Source organism: Chryseobacterium sp. AC405b (genome assembly GCF_979258685.1).
The window spans coordinates 2,030,006-2,043,893 of sequence record NZ_OZ409877.1 but is presented as its reverse complement, the minus strand read 5'-3'; the positions used below and the strand labels follow the sequence as shown (position 1 = coordinate 2,043,893).

Sequence of the window (13,888 nt, the reverse complement as noted above, 5' to 3'; positions counted from 1 at the left end):
TTATTAATTTGCTTTTTTGTATTTAACTGTTTCCTCCGCCATGGTCACTTCATTGATCAGGGCATTCATTTTACTAAAAGTGTGATCCCAGGAATCGTTTTCAAGAAAGTGATCAACATTTCTCAGCCAATGGTCTTTTTCTGTATCGGCAAATATTTTTTCTGCAGCTGAAATGAAAGATTCGGAATCATCGATGATGTTGACCAGACCTGCTATGCCATAGGGATTCACAACATCTCTGATGGCTGTAGAAATCACAGGTTTGCCTGCTGCCAGATATTCAGGAGTTTTGGTAGGGCTGATAAATTCTGTTGATTCATTTAATACAAATAAAATAAGGGCGATATCCCAATGTGCGATGTACAAGGGCAATTCGGAATACGTTTTCGGACCTAAATAATGAATATTGGAAGCAACCGGTAAATCATCAGGATTAATTTTCACCACAGGACCAATAATCACAAACTGCCAATCGGGGCGCTTTGCAGAAACTTCACGGAGGAGCTCGATATCAAATCTTTCGTCAACCACTCCGAAGAAGCCTAATCTTGGGTAGCCAATGGGTGACTGATCTTCCGGCTCGTGCTGTAAAGCTCTAGCCTTTCCGAAATGGGCTTTATCAATACTGCTTGGCATTGCATGAATGTTGCCATGTTTGTTTTTCTTTGCCTGGTAAAGAGAATTTCCGCCCGTGAATACCACGTCTGCTTTTTCGAATAACTTTTCTTCCAACTCTAAAAGCTGTGGCGGTGCAAATTTAAAAGCAGACAATTCATCCATAGAATCGTAAACAACCGTATCAGGATTCAGATCATCCGTAAACTGCAGCGCCATGGGAGTGTAATACCAACTGATGTAATTTCCGATACGATATTCTTTTATCAGCTGGCTGATCAGATTCCGGATTCTTCTGTTTGTGGTATCGTCATGCCCTGTCACCAACAATTCTACCACATAAACCCCATCCTGAACATTGACAGTATACCTGTCGGAGTCTCCAATTTTTGGCTCCTCAAAATAAAATACCTGATAAGCTTTTGAAAACCGGGTCAAAAGATGTTGCGGTCGCTGATAAACAAAGTTCCATGATAAATGGCTGAAGCATAATAAGTATTTCATATAATGTAATTTAGTCAGAACAAGATAGAACAATGTACAGATGATGTCCTATGACCGTGGTCATAATCATGATTTTCTACATTTGAAGTTACCTGCCCTGATAAAATCGGATTGCTTAATCTTCAGAGTTTGTCTTAACCTTTATACCTATTTAAAAATGTTCAAAAAAAATTAAAGCATATGATTAAAACCATCTTTTTTTAATGTAGATAGTATTAGTTTTGCAATGATTGTAGCAATACGTAACATTTTTTCATCATTTGTGTTTTATCCTTCTCTTCGGAGAAGGTTTTTTTATGTATTCCCAGATATTTTTAATATTAGTTTCATCCAATTAGTTTCAATGAGTATATTTAAAATATGATCTGGATCATAAAACTGTCTTTTATTTTCTATTAAATTTATACACCATATACACTATCACTATGCTTATCAACACTGCCCTTTTACAATCATATGGTGCCGAAACAATTCATATCAATACCCTTGACACTATTTTTCAGGAAGGTGATAAACCAAAATATTACTATCAGATCATCAACGGAAGAATTAAATTAAATCATTATGATGAGGAAGGGAAAGAAATTATCCAGAGTGTTTTGGTTACAGGTCAGAGTGTTTGTGAGCTGTTGCTTTTTATTGATGAAAAATATCCGGTTAATGCTGAACCATTAACATCATGTGATATACTAAAAATATCAAAAGAATACTTTTTTAAAATGTTGGAAGAACACCCGGATGTTTCTCTGGATATCAACAAATTTTTATCCGAAAGATTGTTTCAAAAATTTGTTATGATGCAACACAACTTGTCATTAAAACCTGAAGTAAGGCTTTTGGGTGTCCTAAATTATTTCAAGAGCTACAGTGACAACAAAGAGCCTTATTCATTTGAAGTTTATCTTACCCGAAAGCAATTAGCGTCTATTACAGGTCTAAGAATTGAAACAGTGATCAGAACGGTAAAAAAAATGGAAAGCGATCAAATTGTGAAGCTGGAAAACAGTAAAATATTTTATTAATATTGATAGCAGAATAATTCTGACAGACAACATAAGGAACCCACAATAGATGAGTTCCTATCTAGAATACAAACTTTCACATACGTTTATCGCAGTTTCAGGCTGTCTTGGTCAAAGTTCTTTTGGATACTATTTTCTTTTTCTTTCTGTTCGTCATCTTCAGGGTCGCATCTGCAAGATGAGGTCATTAATGCAATTACAGCAAGAATAAAAAATTTCTTATAGTTTTTCATTTAATCATTTTATGGTTTGATTATTCTACACTTTTACAAATATATGATGATATAATTCACGTAATTATGACTATAGTCATACAAATAATCTATCTCAGGTCTCATCGAATAAAGTACTTAAACAGGCTGATTATGTGGATTTATTACACTAAAATTCAAGATATTAAAAGTATGATCCAAGCCATATTTTACAAAAACAATTTGTATTAATTTTGTTATATCAATTAGTGATGAATAATTATTTAACCCACTTCTAAAGATTCAGTAATCTGCAATATTCAGACAAACGTCTCATAAATATCTGTAAAAGAGATCTTTGTACATTTCATTATGAATTTTCCAATATATTCATATTAATTGACTGCTTAAAAAAAGAAGCAGTAACAGTAAAGTTACGAACATCGTGATACACTGGAAATCCTTTAAGATGAAGATATCGGTTTCACCTTATCACCAACCACAAAAAATTAAATATGATTTTACACCAAGAACTTCTGCGCTCTATCGGAGCGGCAGAAAAACACTATAACCCCGGAGATTATCTTTTTCAGGAAGGCGGAAGCCCTCAATATTTTTTTCAGATCGTAAGTGGGGAAGTTAAACTAAACAACTATCAAAGGGATGGTAAAGAATTTATTCAAAACATTCTTACTTCTTCTGATCCAGTTGTAGAATTCATGCTGCATTCCAACAAAATGTATCCCGTGAACGCTGTAGCACTTACCCGATGTACCATCATTAAGATCTGCAGAAAAAGTCTGCTACGGTATCTGGAACAAAGCCCCAATCTCTATATGGAACTTTGCAGATCGGTATCACAGAATATCTACCAAAAATTTTTGCTGATGGAGAAAATCTCATGCCACAGCGCCATTGAGAGATTAAAAGAAGTGCTTCATTTAATGAAACAAGAACAGCAAAATACAGCACCCTATACATACGAGGTTCCGATCACTCGTCAACAATTGGCATCACTAACCGGCCTTTGCGTGGAAACAACAATCAAGACAATAAAAAAAATGGAACCTGACAAGATATTACGGATCAAAAACCGAAAAATTCTTTTCTAAATAGTAGAACTATTGTTTGGTAGCCTGAAAATTATCAGATTTCTAAAAAATCCCAGCACTGTGATTATTGTCATAATATTTTACTTTATTACGGTGTATGTTTGGTTAAATCAAATCTCACATATGAAAAATTTAGCATTGTTAGCAGCGACATTGTTGGTCACAGCCGCCTGTACAAAATCTGAAACCCAATATACTGATCAGTCGAATAAAAAGCAATCAGTGAATGACAAAAAATCTGACACCATCCAGACTCTGACAGAAATATCCGATACTTTACAAAAGAAAAGTGAACATTCTGATGGAAAAAGAAGCACTGAATAACAATAACACCTGAAGTCATGTATCCAAAAGGAAAATTGATCGTCTTGGGACAACCCGCCAGCTCAGAAAATAATGACATACTTATTTCAAAAAGTGCCTATTATGAGCAATTATTTTCATGTCTATCACTTAAAAAAGAAGACCGGATTGAGATAATTGCTCCCTGCTTAGCAGTTCCTGTACAATCTATTACAAGTTGTTGTGAAACCATTCTCGGACAAGGACATACCAACTACGGGATCATGTGCAGCGAGCATTTGCATGATTCTGAAATTGATTGTCTAAAAAGAATCTCCAGTGTTGACATTATCATTCTCATAGGAAGTCAGTCTGAGATCAATAATTTTTTCAGTGTCAAGTTAATCTTCGAACTGGTTAAAAGAAGATATACAGAGGAAGAGAACTTCAGAATTGTCGGAATTCATACAGCTGGGATGGCATTCTCTGAACTGATGATCAACCAGAAAAAAACCGCAACAGGACTTGGTTTTGTTAAAAGATGTGTCATCTATACGGAAGATCAACCCTATTGTTACACCCTGATCAAAGCCGTACTTGAACATCAGGATTATCTGGGATTGTCTGTGAAGGGCGGAATGATTGTCACGATTGAAAAAGGATATAAAGCGACCTGTAAAGGTACAGGCTCTGCAATGATCATTAATGCGAGGGAGGTCACTCCGAAAAGCATGAAACCTTACAGGCGGGGCGCGTCATTATTTGTAAAAAATCTAAAAGGTCAAATTCTTGTTGACGGATCGTCTGCGAATCTTCGCACCGGTGAAGTAATTCAGCCATCAAATTTCAGCTACGATTTAAATTTCACCAACAGAAACAACACTGTATAGACTTTTGATTAATTGTGGTAGCATCGAAATTGATTTTGACAATCCTGCGAGGATTTCTATAATATGTTTATTCATTTTGATTCATTTTTTTGACCCAAACCGATACTGAGCCGGGGTTAACTTTAAAGGTTCCTGTCCCATAATCATCCAACACAATTTCTTCGGTTCGGTGTTGCAAAAAATCATAAAAAACCGCTTGAGCAGATTCTTTTCCTAAAGTAACTTCCTTGTATCCTTCTTCACTGTTTGAAATAATAACAACACATCCGAATTTTTTCTCATTTCCGGTTCTTACAAATGCGATACAATTCGCATGATCAAAATAGTCAGTTTGCTTTCCGTGAGCAAATAGTTTTCTCGCTTCCATCAATTTGGGCAAAATTTCAACTTTAGGTATTTTAATATGTATTTCGCTGTCATCTTTTATGTCTTTATATTCTGCCCCGAAAAGATCAAGATAAAAAACACATGGATAGCCTTCTGTGGATAGAAGAATAATTGAATAAGCAATCGGTTTGAACCAATCCTTCACTGCTGATTCTAATGCCTGAAGCGGTTGCGTGTCGTGATTTTCAACAAAAGAAACTGCAAAGTCCGGTTTTTTTTTCAAGAAGCTGCCGTTGAATATCTGCCGCAGATCATAGTTGCTCCCTTCTTCAGATGCCCGGAAAAAATTATAATGCAAAGGCACGTCAAAACAAGAAATCATATTATTCATTTTATTGGTGAAATTTTCGATTTTCTCTGCATCATCTTTCCAAAATTCTCCCAATATATAATACTCCGAATTAATTTCTGTTTTGATGTAGGTGATCCATTCTTTCAGAAAATTTGACGAGACATGTTTCAAAGCATCCAGTCTCATCCCATCAATTTTAGTGGTTTCTGCATACCATTTGATCCAGCGTTTCATTTCCTCTACCACGTATGGATTTCGGTATTCTATATCCGCACCCATCAGATAATCGTAATTACCTAATTGATGACTTACTGCATCATCCCATTCCCCACCATAATCATTCTCTATTTTAAAAATTCCTTTCAATTTTTCTCCGTCCTTTTTCACATTATCGATTCCACTAAAACATTGGTGATCCCAGATGAAATCAGAATACCTGCCTTGTCTGCCTGGAAAATTAAATCTGGTCATTGCAGATACCTCAAAAGAATCACTGATAATTTCTGTCCGGTTTTCTTCATTGACTTGATGTACCATTATTCGCTCATCTTCGTCTCCGCCCATTCGGTGATTTAATACAAGATCGGCATACACTGCAATTCCTGCAGCGTCGGCTTTTTCGATCGCCTTTAAATATTCTTCTTTTGTGCCGTATCTCGTAGGTATGCCGCCTTTCTGATCAAATTCTCCTAAATCGTAAGGATCATAAATATCATATCCTCTTCCCTGCAAGCCCAAAAAGCATTTTGTAGCAGGAGGAAACCATACAGCCGTAAATCCTAAATCTCTGAGATACTCTGCTTTTTCAGTAAATTCGTTCCAAAGATTTCCGGGATGATACCAATGAAAAAATTGTATGATTACTCCACTCATAATTTCTTTTACCCATTAACAATCAAACCTCCGTTCGGATGCAGAACCTGCCCGGTAATTTGTGCAGAAGCATCAGTCGCTAAAAACAAATAGCTGGAAGCAATTTCTTCTGTGGTGGCATTTCTTTCCAGTGGTGGTTTGGTTTCATCTTCTTTTTCTTCACCAAATGTTTTCTCGGTAAGCGGTGTGGCAACAGGACCAGGTGCAACTGCATTTACACGGATTCCTTTGGGCTTCGCCTGTAAAGCCAGCGAGCGGGTGAATGAGACAATGGCTCCTTTTGTGGCAGAGTAGTCAAGAAGTTCTTCGTGCCCCAGATACGCAACGGCGGAAGTTGTATTGATAATTGAACTTCCCTGCTTCAGATATGGAAATGCTGCCTTAGTAAGCAAGATCATCCCAATAATATTGGTGTCAAATGTTTTCCTGATATTTTTTTCTTCAAGATCTGATATACTCTTTGCCGGAACTTGTGTTCCTGAATTATTTACAACAATATCAAGTTTGCCAAACTCAGAAACTGTCTTGGAGACTACTTCTTCACAAAAATCATTATTGTTGATATCGCCACCAAAAGAGAGCACACGAACTCCCAATTCTTTTATTTCTTCTTCGGCTGTTGCTGCATCTTTATCATCTTTGTAAAAAATGAAAGAAATATCGGCTCCTTCCCGAGCGAAAAGTAAGGCGATCGCTTTACCTATTCCGCTGTCTGCCCCTGTGATGAGTACAGATTTATTTTTTAGCTGCAGGTTTTTCATAATGATATCTTTTATTGGTAATATTTATTTGTTATTGTTTTCTTTATGCTTGTCAATCTCATTCTTTAAACATTTCAATATAAATTCACTGTAATAAAGCTGAGCGTTTAGCGGTTCGGTTCTCGGATGCAGATTAAGCTTTTCTGTACGCACAACTTTTTCGTCATATGTTATAGAAAAGAAAGCAAACAGCTTCTGCTCAGATTCCGGTACCGGACTCGCATAGCCCGTGATAGCAACTGACCAATGAGTTTGAAACATTTTTGCAACATTTATTGCCATTGTTTCTGCGATATGAGCAGATACACAGTCAGACTCCTGAGCTTCATTTTCATCTACGTGAAGGTGAGATACTTTTTGTTTTAACGTATAAGTTGTGATCCCTCCCTGAAAAAAATCTGATGCGTCTTTTGCCTGGGATAAGGAAAGCTGCAATAAACCTGAGCTGACACTCTCGGCAACTGAAATAGTTTCCTGATCAGCCATAAGGGTTTCGCCTATCTCATTAACTAATACTTCAAGATCAGTCATCATCTTTTTGCATCCTCGTGCAGACAACTCTTCAATATTATGGTGTGGAAATTCTGTCATATCAAACTGTTTGGTAATTTATAGGGAAATAAGATTATTTTTATCCATAGAACAATCTCTGTATCTGTTCAGCTTAATCTGGATTGCTTTTGAATCTTTATTCTGTATTTTTTGAATCAGGAAAACCATTAAAAATGTTATAATTGTGGTCAGTTGCCCGGTTTCGGAAAAATTAAATAGCTGTCCGGTATTGGCCCAAATAATCACCATTAAGGAGGAAATAATAAATGCAAACGGATTTCCGGTAAAGCATACAGCACGGTCTGAAAACCTTTCAAAAAAGTTCTTTTTCATGTAAATCGTAATTTGGATTTTTGTTATTATCTCGCTGCCGGTTGATACAACAGCTAAAATTTATATGAAATAACAAATTTAAATTTTAAAAAAGTATGATCTAAATCAGCACATAAGAAAAATGATTTTCTGTATGAGTGATGCAAAAATCATCCATGACTTAAAGCATAAAAATTATGTAATTTTTGATTTAATTTTAAATTTTAATCTATAAACTTAAGCCTTTACGGTTTCTGCTAAGAACCATAAAATATTATTTAATTAATCTTTATTCATCATAATCACCCATACATATAAATATGGAACATAATGATTTTTTCGACGTTATTGTAATAGGGGGAAGCCACTCAGGACTTTCTGCAGCATTATCACTGGGACGCTTCGGTAGAAAAGTTTTGGTACTGGATAATCATCTTTCATGTAACCGTTACACTGCATTTTCCCATAATTTCCTTACCCAAGATGGCCAGCAAACGAAGTCAGTTGCCGAAATTGCAAAAAAACAAGTCCTTCAATATCCTACAGTAGAAATTGTTAAAGACACTGCGATATACGGGCAAAAAATTTCAGATGATTTCGAAATCATTACATTGAAAGAGAATCACTACAAGGCTAGGAAAATACTTTTCGCCTCTGGAATAACAGATATCCTTCCTGATATTAAAGGTTTTAAAGAATGTTGGGGCAGTTCGGTTGTTCATTGTCCCTATTGCCACGGATATGAATACCGGAATCAAAAAACTGCTATACTCGGCAATGGAGAAGCGGCATTCGAAATGGCAAGAATTTTAAAGAATCTCACTTCAGATATTGTTATTATCAGTAATCAAGATTCAGAATTTGATGAGGATCAACTCCATCAATTGAAGCGCAATAATATTAAAATCATACAATCAGAACCACAGGAAATTCTTCATCATAATGAGCAAATTTATGGCATTGCTTTATCAGATGACCTTTACATAGACGTTGAGATTGTATATACTTCCCTTCCCTTCAAGCAAAGCTGTGAAATACCGCAAATTCTGGGTTGTCGCCTGACTCATCATGGATTAATAGAAGTTGATGATAAGCAGCGTACCAATATCAAAGGAATGTATGCATGTGGTGATAATTCATCGATGATGCGCTCAATTTCCAGAGCGGTCTACACCGGAAGTTTGGCAGGAGCAGTAATCAATGCAGATCTTTCGATTGAGCTATTTTGATAATAATCTGAAGCGAAAAAACCTACGTATGAAATACTGATAGTTATGAATGGTTATTCACTGCCTTTATCTGTAATAGAATCCATCATCGTTAAATTTTCAAATGAGGCATCTGCAAGAGTAGAGTAAATACCCAGGAAAATAGCAGGTTGAGCGTGTAATAAACGGAAGAAGTCTTCACTGCTAAGTTGAAGTACAGTACAATCTGAAACAGCAACTGCATTCATCGGATATGGTTTTCCCAGTATAAGCATTGACTCTCCAATGCAGGAATTGTCTGACATTATTTCCTGTATAAATTCTTTTTCTTCATTGTATCTGTTCAATTTTACATAACCAGTTAGGATCTGATAGTAATTCTGGGGAATATCACCTTCATGAAAAATAAAATCTCCTGCGTTATAATGCGTTTTAATTGCTCCGGCTGAGTGTAAAATATCTTCATGTATCGGCATGACAATCTTTTTTAATTAATATTTATTCATATGAGTAAGTTGACTGTAATTAAAATTGAAAATTCAACATTTTCAGATACTTCAAGAAATTAAATCAAGTTGTTCTGTGTATTAAACAGCAGCTACTATATTTAAAAAATTTTATATTTTGTACACATCAAATATATATCTTTAAAGGAGATATTGATTATGACATAGATCATATTATGTAGACTAAATTGTTGACTCGCAGAAAGAACCTAAAATTTTAAATTGACATAATTTCCATTTTTTTTCCTGTCGTATTATGACAATATCACAGCAATAATTTAGGTGACCAAGATCATATATTTAGATTTTAATATACATTACATTTGTAATAATCTGCAAGATTTATTATTTATCTTGAGGAATTATTAATTGAAAGTTATGGTCATAAAAGAAGATTTATTGATTAGTTTTGGTGCTGATATCATTCAAATGGATCAATCTGACCTGCTCTTTGAAGAAAATGCTCCTCCCGAGTATTATTTTCAAATCCAAGAAGGGCAAATAAAAATTACGAACTTCAAAAAAGGAGACGGGGAATTTATCCAGAGTATTCATGATCAGGGCGAATCTGTAGGGGAAGTATTTTTATTTTGCAGGCATCACCGGTATCCTGCCACTGCAGTTGCCACACAAGGCAGTACAATCCTGCGATTGGAACATTCAAAATTTCTTAAACTTCTGGAGTCCGACTTTGATATACAGTTGAAATTTTTACGCCAATGCGCAGGTCAAACCTATTACAGCTACATTTTCCTGAACAGCTTAACATCAGAAGACGCTACTCATCAATTGCTCACGGTACTTAATCATCTGAAGGAAAGACAAAATCTGACTGAATATTATTCGTATAAAGTTCCCTATACCAGAAAAGAACTTTCATCCTTAACCGGCTTAAGAATTGAAACTGTGATCCGGATTTTAAAAAAGCTGCAAGGTGATAAGGTTGTTAAGATTGTAAAAGGAAAAGTGTACTACTGATCAAACATCAACATCTGTTTTTTTTTATAGCAACGCAAAATTCATTGGAACTTGGGTACATTCAAAAAGACATCATTTTTTTAACAGTATCATTCATTTAAATCTCTGTAATTTTTGTAAATCTGAGAGCAATCTTCTACATTTTTATATTTCTGTTTAATTATTCTTTTGCAGAATTTCCATTGTCATTAATATCCAAAAAAAAACGACATTTTATCATATTATTTCAAGATTTCTGTTTTTTTTTTAAAAAGCATTGTACCTGAATTTAAAATTAAATAATCCGAAGACGATGGTGTAGCTTTTCTAAATTTTAAGGGTAAGATCATCCAAAAAAAAACTTCGAAAACACCTATTTCATTTTGTTTTGAATTTTCTTACCTAGGCATAATTATTGTGATTTCTTTAGTACCAAAAAAAATATGTTATGGAAAATAAAAAAACAGTTTCGGTCCTGAACGACTTGCTTCAGATCACCAATGACCGAATCGAAGGATTTGAAAAAGTAGAAGGAAAAGTTTGGGAAAAATATCCTGACATCAAATCTGAGTACGATCGCATGATATCCCAATCGAAAATGATGAAAAACGAGCTTATTGATCAAATCACTGAGCTCGGTGGTGAGCCCGATGATTCGACATCAGTTGCCGGATCATTCCACAGAACATGGATTGATATTAAAAATTCTTTTACATTAGGCAACATCGAAGAATCAACATTATCCAATGTGGTTTTTGGAGAAAAAGCTGCAATAGAAGCCTATCAAAATGCATTGGATAGTGGTGAGCTCCCTTCACAAAGTTTTGATCTGGTTAAAGAGCAGCTTCACAATCTAAAAGTATCTTACAGCCAATTTCAAAAAATCGAAGAATATAAAACCAAATGATCTAAAATCGCCCAAATCACTAATTAAATATTTTTAAAATGGAGAATGAAATGAATGAACAAATTAATCCTCATACACAAGAGGCTGATTCAGTACTTGAGAATCCTACAACGAAACACCCAAAGCCACCATTCGAAAGGCAATTTCAGCCTTTTCCGGGATTGGTAAGCAAAATGAATCCGATTCCTGATCATGGCGAAGAATCCTATAAAGGCTCAGGCAGATTAACTGGACGGAAAGCATTAATTACGGGTGGAGATTCCGGAATAGGGAGAGCTGCTGCAATCGCGTATGCAAGAGAAGGTGCAGACGTAGCAATCAATTATTTACCTGATGAAGAATCAGATGCTCAAGATGTTGTAAAACTGATTGAGGAGGCAGGACGAAAAGCGGTCGCCATTCCTGGAGACTTGCGGGAAGAATCATTTTGTCAGCAATTGGTTCTGGAAGTCGTTGATAAACTGGGAGGTATCGATATACTTGTTAACAATGCAGGACATCAAAAATCTCATGAATTTATTCTGGATATAAGCACCGAAGAATTTGACCGAACCATGAAAACCAATATCTATGCCCCATTTTGGCTGACGAAAGCTGCACTACCTCATCTAAAACCCGGTTCTTCTATAATAGGCTTATCATCCGTTCAGGCCGAAGATCCTTCAGCGGATTTGTATGACTATGCGCAGACTAAAGCAGCAACAACAAATTACGTAAAATCATTAGCAAAACAATTAGGACCAAAAGGAATTCGTGTGAATGGTGTAGCGCCCGGCCCCGTATGGACGGCTTTGGAAATCAGTGGTGGTCAGACACAGGAAAAGATCGAAGAATTTGGTGGCGACACCCCACTCGGAAGACCCGGACAACCTGCTGAACTTGCATCGATTTTTGTACAGCTTGCAGATAATGATGGTAGTTTTGCTACCGGGCAGATCTACGGTTCCGCAGGCGGAAGCGGACAGCCATAATTTTTCAACAATAATTATGAATCATAATACCCAAAGATTCTTTATTATCAGTAAACTGACCGAAGAAAATGTATAAAAATTCATGGTCAGTAATAAAGATTTTAGCATGATAACCAGAACAATGTATTGCTCTGGTTTTTTTTATTTTCTAAGCATATGTTGAGTACATATTTAGCTAAATACCATTACTCTTCTATGGTTTCCCGAACAAATACCACATCTTAATTTTTTGGTCTTATTCTTGGATCAATTATTTCACACCAAAAAATATTATGATATGAAAAAGCACGTAGTTGTGGTCGGAGGCGGATTTGCGGGTATTAATTTTATTAAGACTATTGTTAAATCGGATGACTTTCTCATTACATTGGTCGATCAAAATAATTATCATTTTTTTCCTCCATTGATCTATCAGGTAGCCACGGCGTTTATAGAACCATCACATATCAGCTATCCCTTCAGAAAATTATTTTCAAAATATAAAAATGTGCGGTACCACATGGGCGCATTTACGAGTATCAATACAGAAGAAAAGATTGTTGAAACCGATACCGGAACTCTGAAGTACGATTATGTAATTTTGGCGTTAGGAACAGAAACCAATTTTTTCGGACTTGACAATGTAAAAGCCTGTGCACTGCCGATGAAAACTATTCATGAAGCTCTTTTTCTTAGAAACCATTTGTTATTGAGCCTGGAAAAAGCTTCGCGCAATAAGGACAAGACCAAAGCGGAGAAACTGCAAAATATAGTGATTGCGGGTGGTGGTCCTACCGGGGTTGAGCTAGCAGGTATGATCGCTGAGATGGGTGGATATATTGCAGAAAAAGAATATCCTGATATAGAACATAGCCTTTCACATCTTTATCTGATAGACGCTCTCCCCTCCTTACTAGCTCCTATGAGTGATGCTGCCAAGAAAACATCTTACGAAAATCTGAAAAAACTAGGAGTCAATATCCTTTTAAATGTGTCCGTTAAAGATTATGTCGACGGCAGCGTACTGCTTTCCGATGGCAGTCAGATAAAGACCGAGACATTAATATGGACATCGGGAGTAATCGGCAGAGAAGTGGCAGGTCTGCCGGAAACCAGTGTTGGAAAAGGAAGAAGAGTAATGGTTGATGAATACAATAGAGTTTTAGGAGTTGAAAACATTTTCGCATTAGGAGATATCTGTCTCCAGCTGACCGATAAAAATTTCCCTAAGGGACATCCTCAACTTGCTCAGGTCGCAATTCAGCAGGCAAAATTAGCTGCAACTAATCTCAGAAAATTAGAAAATAATCAATCATTGACACCTTTTATATACAATAATAAAGGTAGTATGGCGATTATTTCAAAATACAACGCCGTTGTAGATCTACCTCAATTTTCGTATACAGGTTTTTTTGCATGGCTTACCTGGTTATTTATACATATCATTCCGCTTACCGGCTTTAGAAACAGAATCAGGCTTGCATTAGAATGGTTCAGATTATTCATCACTAACAATCCATCGATACGAATGATTTTACAGCCGAAAAAAGACAGTCTGAAAAAATAA

Annotated in this window: 16 protein-coding genes; 9 read left to right on the top strand and 7 right to left on the bottom strand. The window is 35.9% G+C overall.

The window, feature by feature from the left end; all coding sequences use genetic code 11:
• Positions 1 to 3 precede the first annotated feature (3 nt).
• Positions 4 to 1,119 carry a glycosyltransferase gene (locus tag ACZZZA_RS09890; protein WP_463431396.1) on the bottom strand — a complete coding sequence of 372 codons (1,116 nt, stop codon included), beginning with the start codon at positions 1,117 to 1,119 and terminating at the stop codon, positions 4 to 6.
• 425 nt (positions 1,120 to 1,544) lie between these two features.
• Between ACZZZA_RS09890 and ACZZZA_RS09885 the strand changes: the two genes are divergently transcribed.
• Positions 1,545 to 2,141, top strand: a complete 597-nt coding sequence (locus ACZZZA_RS09885; RefSeq protein ID WP_463431395.1) for a Crp/Fnr family transcriptional regulator — start codon at positions 1,545 to 1,547, stop codon at positions 2,139 to 2,141.
• Between the two features lie 86 nt (positions 2,142 to 2,227).
• Here ACZZZA_RS09885 and ACZZZA_RS09880 read toward each other — a convergent pair whose 3' ends face one another.
• A complete protein-coding gene (locus ACZZZA_RS09880) occupies positions 2,228 to 2,374 on the bottom strand; it encodes a hypothetical protein (RefSeq protein ID WP_463431394.1) in 147 nt (48 codons plus the stop codon).
• 473 nt (positions 2,375 to 2,847) lie between these two features.
• On the opposite strand from ACZZZA_RS09880, the gene ACZZZA_RS09875 reads away from it, so the two are divergent.
• The 3 genes from ACZZZA_RS09875 to ACZZZA_RS09865 all read left to right on the top strand — a co-directional run bounded on the left by ACZZZA_RS09875 (position 2,848) and on the right by ACZZZA_RS09865 (position 4,616).
• Positions 2,848 to 3,444, top strand: coding sequence for a Crp/Fnr family transcriptional regulator (locus ACZZZA_RS09875; protein WP_463431393.1), 597 nt, complete (start codon positions 2,848 to 2,850; stop codon positions 3,442 to 3,444).
• A 123-nt stretch (positions 3,445 to 3,567) separates the two neighbouring features.
• Entirely contained in the window at positions 3,568 to 3,768 is a 201-nt protein-coding gene (locus ACZZZA_RS09870) for a hypothetical protein (protein WP_463431392.1), read from the top strand.
• Positions 3,769 to 3,785: 17 nt separating this feature from the next.
• Positions 3,786 to 4,616, top strand: coding sequence for a hypothetical protein (locus tag ACZZZA_RS09865; protein ID WP_463431391.1), 831 nt, complete (start codon positions 3,786 to 3,788; stop codon positions 4,614 to 4,616).
• A 67-nt stretch (positions 4,617 to 4,683) separates the two neighbouring features.
• Here the strand turns inward: ACZZZA_RS09865 and ACZZZA_RS09860 are convergent, their stop codons facing one another.
• Genes ACZZZA_RS09860 through ACZZZA_RS09845 form a run of 4 tightly spaced genes read right to left on the bottom strand, consistent with a single transcriptional unit; the run spans position 4,684 to position 7,814 of the window.
• The gene (locus ACZZZA_RS09860; RefSeq protein ID WP_463431390.1) at positions 4,684 to 6,168 is read right to left on the bottom strand and encodes an alpha-amylase; all 1,485 of its coding nucleotides are present in this window, start codon (positions 6,166 to 6,168) and stop codon (positions 4,684 to 4,686) included.
• An 8-nt stretch (positions 6,169 to 6,176) separates the two neighbouring features.
• Entirely contained in the window at positions 6,177 to 6,929 is a 753-nt protein-coding gene (locus tag ACZZZA_RS09855) for an SDR family oxidoreductase (protein WP_463431389.1), read from the bottom strand.
• Between the two features lie 24 nt (positions 6,930 to 6,953).
• Entirely contained in the window at positions 6,954 to 7,520 is a 567-nt protein-coding gene (locus ACZZZA_RS09850) for a CinA family protein (RefSeq protein WP_463431388.1), read from the bottom strand.
• 18 nt (positions 7,521 to 7,538) lie between these two features.
• Complete coding sequence (locus ACZZZA_RS09845; protein ID WP_463431387.1) at positions 7,539 to 7,814, bottom strand: low affinity iron permease family protein; 276 nt, start codon at positions 7,812 to 7,814, stop codon at positions 7,539 to 7,541.
• Positions 7,815 to 8,113: 299 nt separating this feature from the next.
• Here ACZZZA_RS09845 and ACZZZA_RS09840 point away from each other — a divergent pair, with 299 nt between their 5' ends.
• Positions 8,114 to 9,022: an NAD(P)/FAD-dependent oxidoreductase gene (locus ACZZZA_RS09840; protein ID WP_463431386.1), complete on the top strand. Its 909-nt coding sequence runs from the start codon at positions 8,114 to 8,116 to the stop codon at positions 9,020 to 9,022.
• Positions 9,023 to 9,075: 53 nt separating this feature from the next.
• Here the strand turns inward: ACZZZA_RS09840 and ACZZZA_RS09835 are convergent, their stop codons facing one another.
• Entirely contained in the window at positions 9,076 to 9,477 is a 402-nt protein-coding gene (locus tag ACZZZA_RS09835; protein WP_463431385.1) for a Crp/Fnr family transcriptional regulator, read from the bottom strand.
• 408 nt (positions 9,478 to 9,885) lie between these two features.
• Between ACZZZA_RS09835 and ACZZZA_RS09830 the strand changes: the two genes are divergently transcribed.
• The 4 genes from ACZZZA_RS09830 (at position 9,886) to ACZZZA_RS09815 (ending at position 13,888) form a co-directional block, all read left to right on the top strand.
• Positions 9,886 to 10,485 carry a Crp/Fnr family transcriptional regulator gene (locus tag ACZZZA_RS09830; protein ID WP_463431384.1) on the top strand — a complete coding sequence of 200 codons (600 nt, stop codon included), beginning with the start codon at positions 9,886 to 9,888 and terminating at the stop codon, positions 10,483 to 10,485.
• 427 nt (positions 10,486 to 10,912) lie between these two features.
• Positions 10,913 to 11,371 (top strand): ferritin-like domain-containing protein, encoded by a 459-nt coding sequence (locus tag ACZZZA_RS09825; RefSeq protein ID WP_463431383.1) that lies wholly within the window; start codon positions 10,913 to 10,915, stop codon positions 11,369 to 11,371.
• A gap of 50 nt (positions 11,372 to 11,421) precedes the next feature.
• Positions 11,422 to 12,342: an SDR family oxidoreductase gene (locus ACZZZA_RS09820; RefSeq protein ID WP_463431382.1), complete on the top strand. Its 921-nt coding sequence runs from the start codon at positions 11,422 to 11,424 to the stop codon at positions 12,340 to 12,342.
• 277 nt (positions 12,343 to 12,619) lie between these two features.
• Positions 12,620 to 13,888, top strand: a complete 1,269-nt coding sequence (locus tag ACZZZA_RS09815; RefSeq protein ID WP_463431381.1) for an NAD(P)/FAD-dependent oxidoreductase — start codon at positions 12,620 to 12,622, stop codon at positions 13,886 to 13,888.

Coding starts and splice junctions, on each gene's coding strand:
- ACZZZA_RS09890 (WP_463431396.1), bottom strand. CDS start 1,119: ATGAAATACTTATTATGCTTCAGCCATTTATCATGGAACTTTGTTTAT.
- ACZZZA_RS09885 (WP_463431395.1), top strand. CDS start 1,545: ATGCTTATCAACACTGCCCTTTTACAATCATATGGTGCCGAAACAATT.
- ACZZZA_RS09880 (WP_463431394.1), bottom strand. CDS start 2,374: ATGAAAAACTATAAGAAATTTTTTATTCTTGCTGTAATTGCATTAATG.
- ACZZZA_RS09875 (WP_463431393.1), top strand. CDS start 2,848: ATGATTTTACACCAAGAACTTCTGCGCTCTATCGGAGCGGCAGAAAAA.
- ACZZZA_RS09870 (WP_463431392.1), top strand. CDS start 3,568: ATGAAAAATTTAGCATTGTTAGCAGCGACATTGTTGGTCACAGCCGCC.
- ACZZZA_RS09865 (WP_463431391.1), top strand. CDS start 3,786: ATGTATCCAAAAGGAAAATTGATCGTCTTGGGACAACCCGCCAGCTCA.
- ACZZZA_RS09860 (WP_463431390.1), bottom strand. CDS start 6,168: ATGAGTGGAGTAATCATACAATTTTTTCATTGGTATCATCCCGGAAAT.
- ACZZZA_RS09855 (WP_463431389.1), bottom strand. CDS start 6,929: ATGAAAAACCTGCAGCTAAAAAATAAATCTGTACTCATCACAGGGGCA.
- ACZZZA_RS09850 (WP_463431388.1), bottom strand. CDS start 7,520: ATGACAGAATTTCCACACCATAATATTGAAGAGTTGTCTGCACGAGGA.
- ACZZZA_RS09845 (WP_463431387.1), bottom strand. CDS start 7,814: ATGAAAAAGAACTTTTTTGAAAGGTTTTCAGACCGTGCTGTATGCTTT.
- ACZZZA_RS09840 (WP_463431386.1), top strand. CDS start 8,114: ATGGAACATAATGATTTTTTCGACGTTATTGTAATAGGGGGAAGCCAC.
- ACZZZA_RS09835 (WP_463431385.1), bottom strand. CDS start 9,477: ATGCCGATACATGAAGATATTTTACACTCAGCCGGAGCAATTAAAACG.
- ACZZZA_RS09830 (WP_463431384.1), top strand. CDS start 9,886: ATGGTCATAAAAGAAGATTTATTGATTAGTTTTGGTGCTGATATCATT.
- ACZZZA_RS09825 (WP_463431383.1), top strand. CDS start 10,913: ATGGAAAATAAAAAAACAGTTTCGGTCCTGAACGACTTGCTTCAGATC.
- ACZZZA_RS09820 (WP_463431382.1), top strand. CDS start 11,422: ATGAATGAACAAATTAATCCTCATACACAAGAGGCTGATTCAGTACTT.
- ACZZZA_RS09815 (WP_463431381.1), top strand. CDS start 12,620: ATGAAAAAGCACGTAGTTGTGGTCGGAGGCGGATTTGCGGGTATTAAT.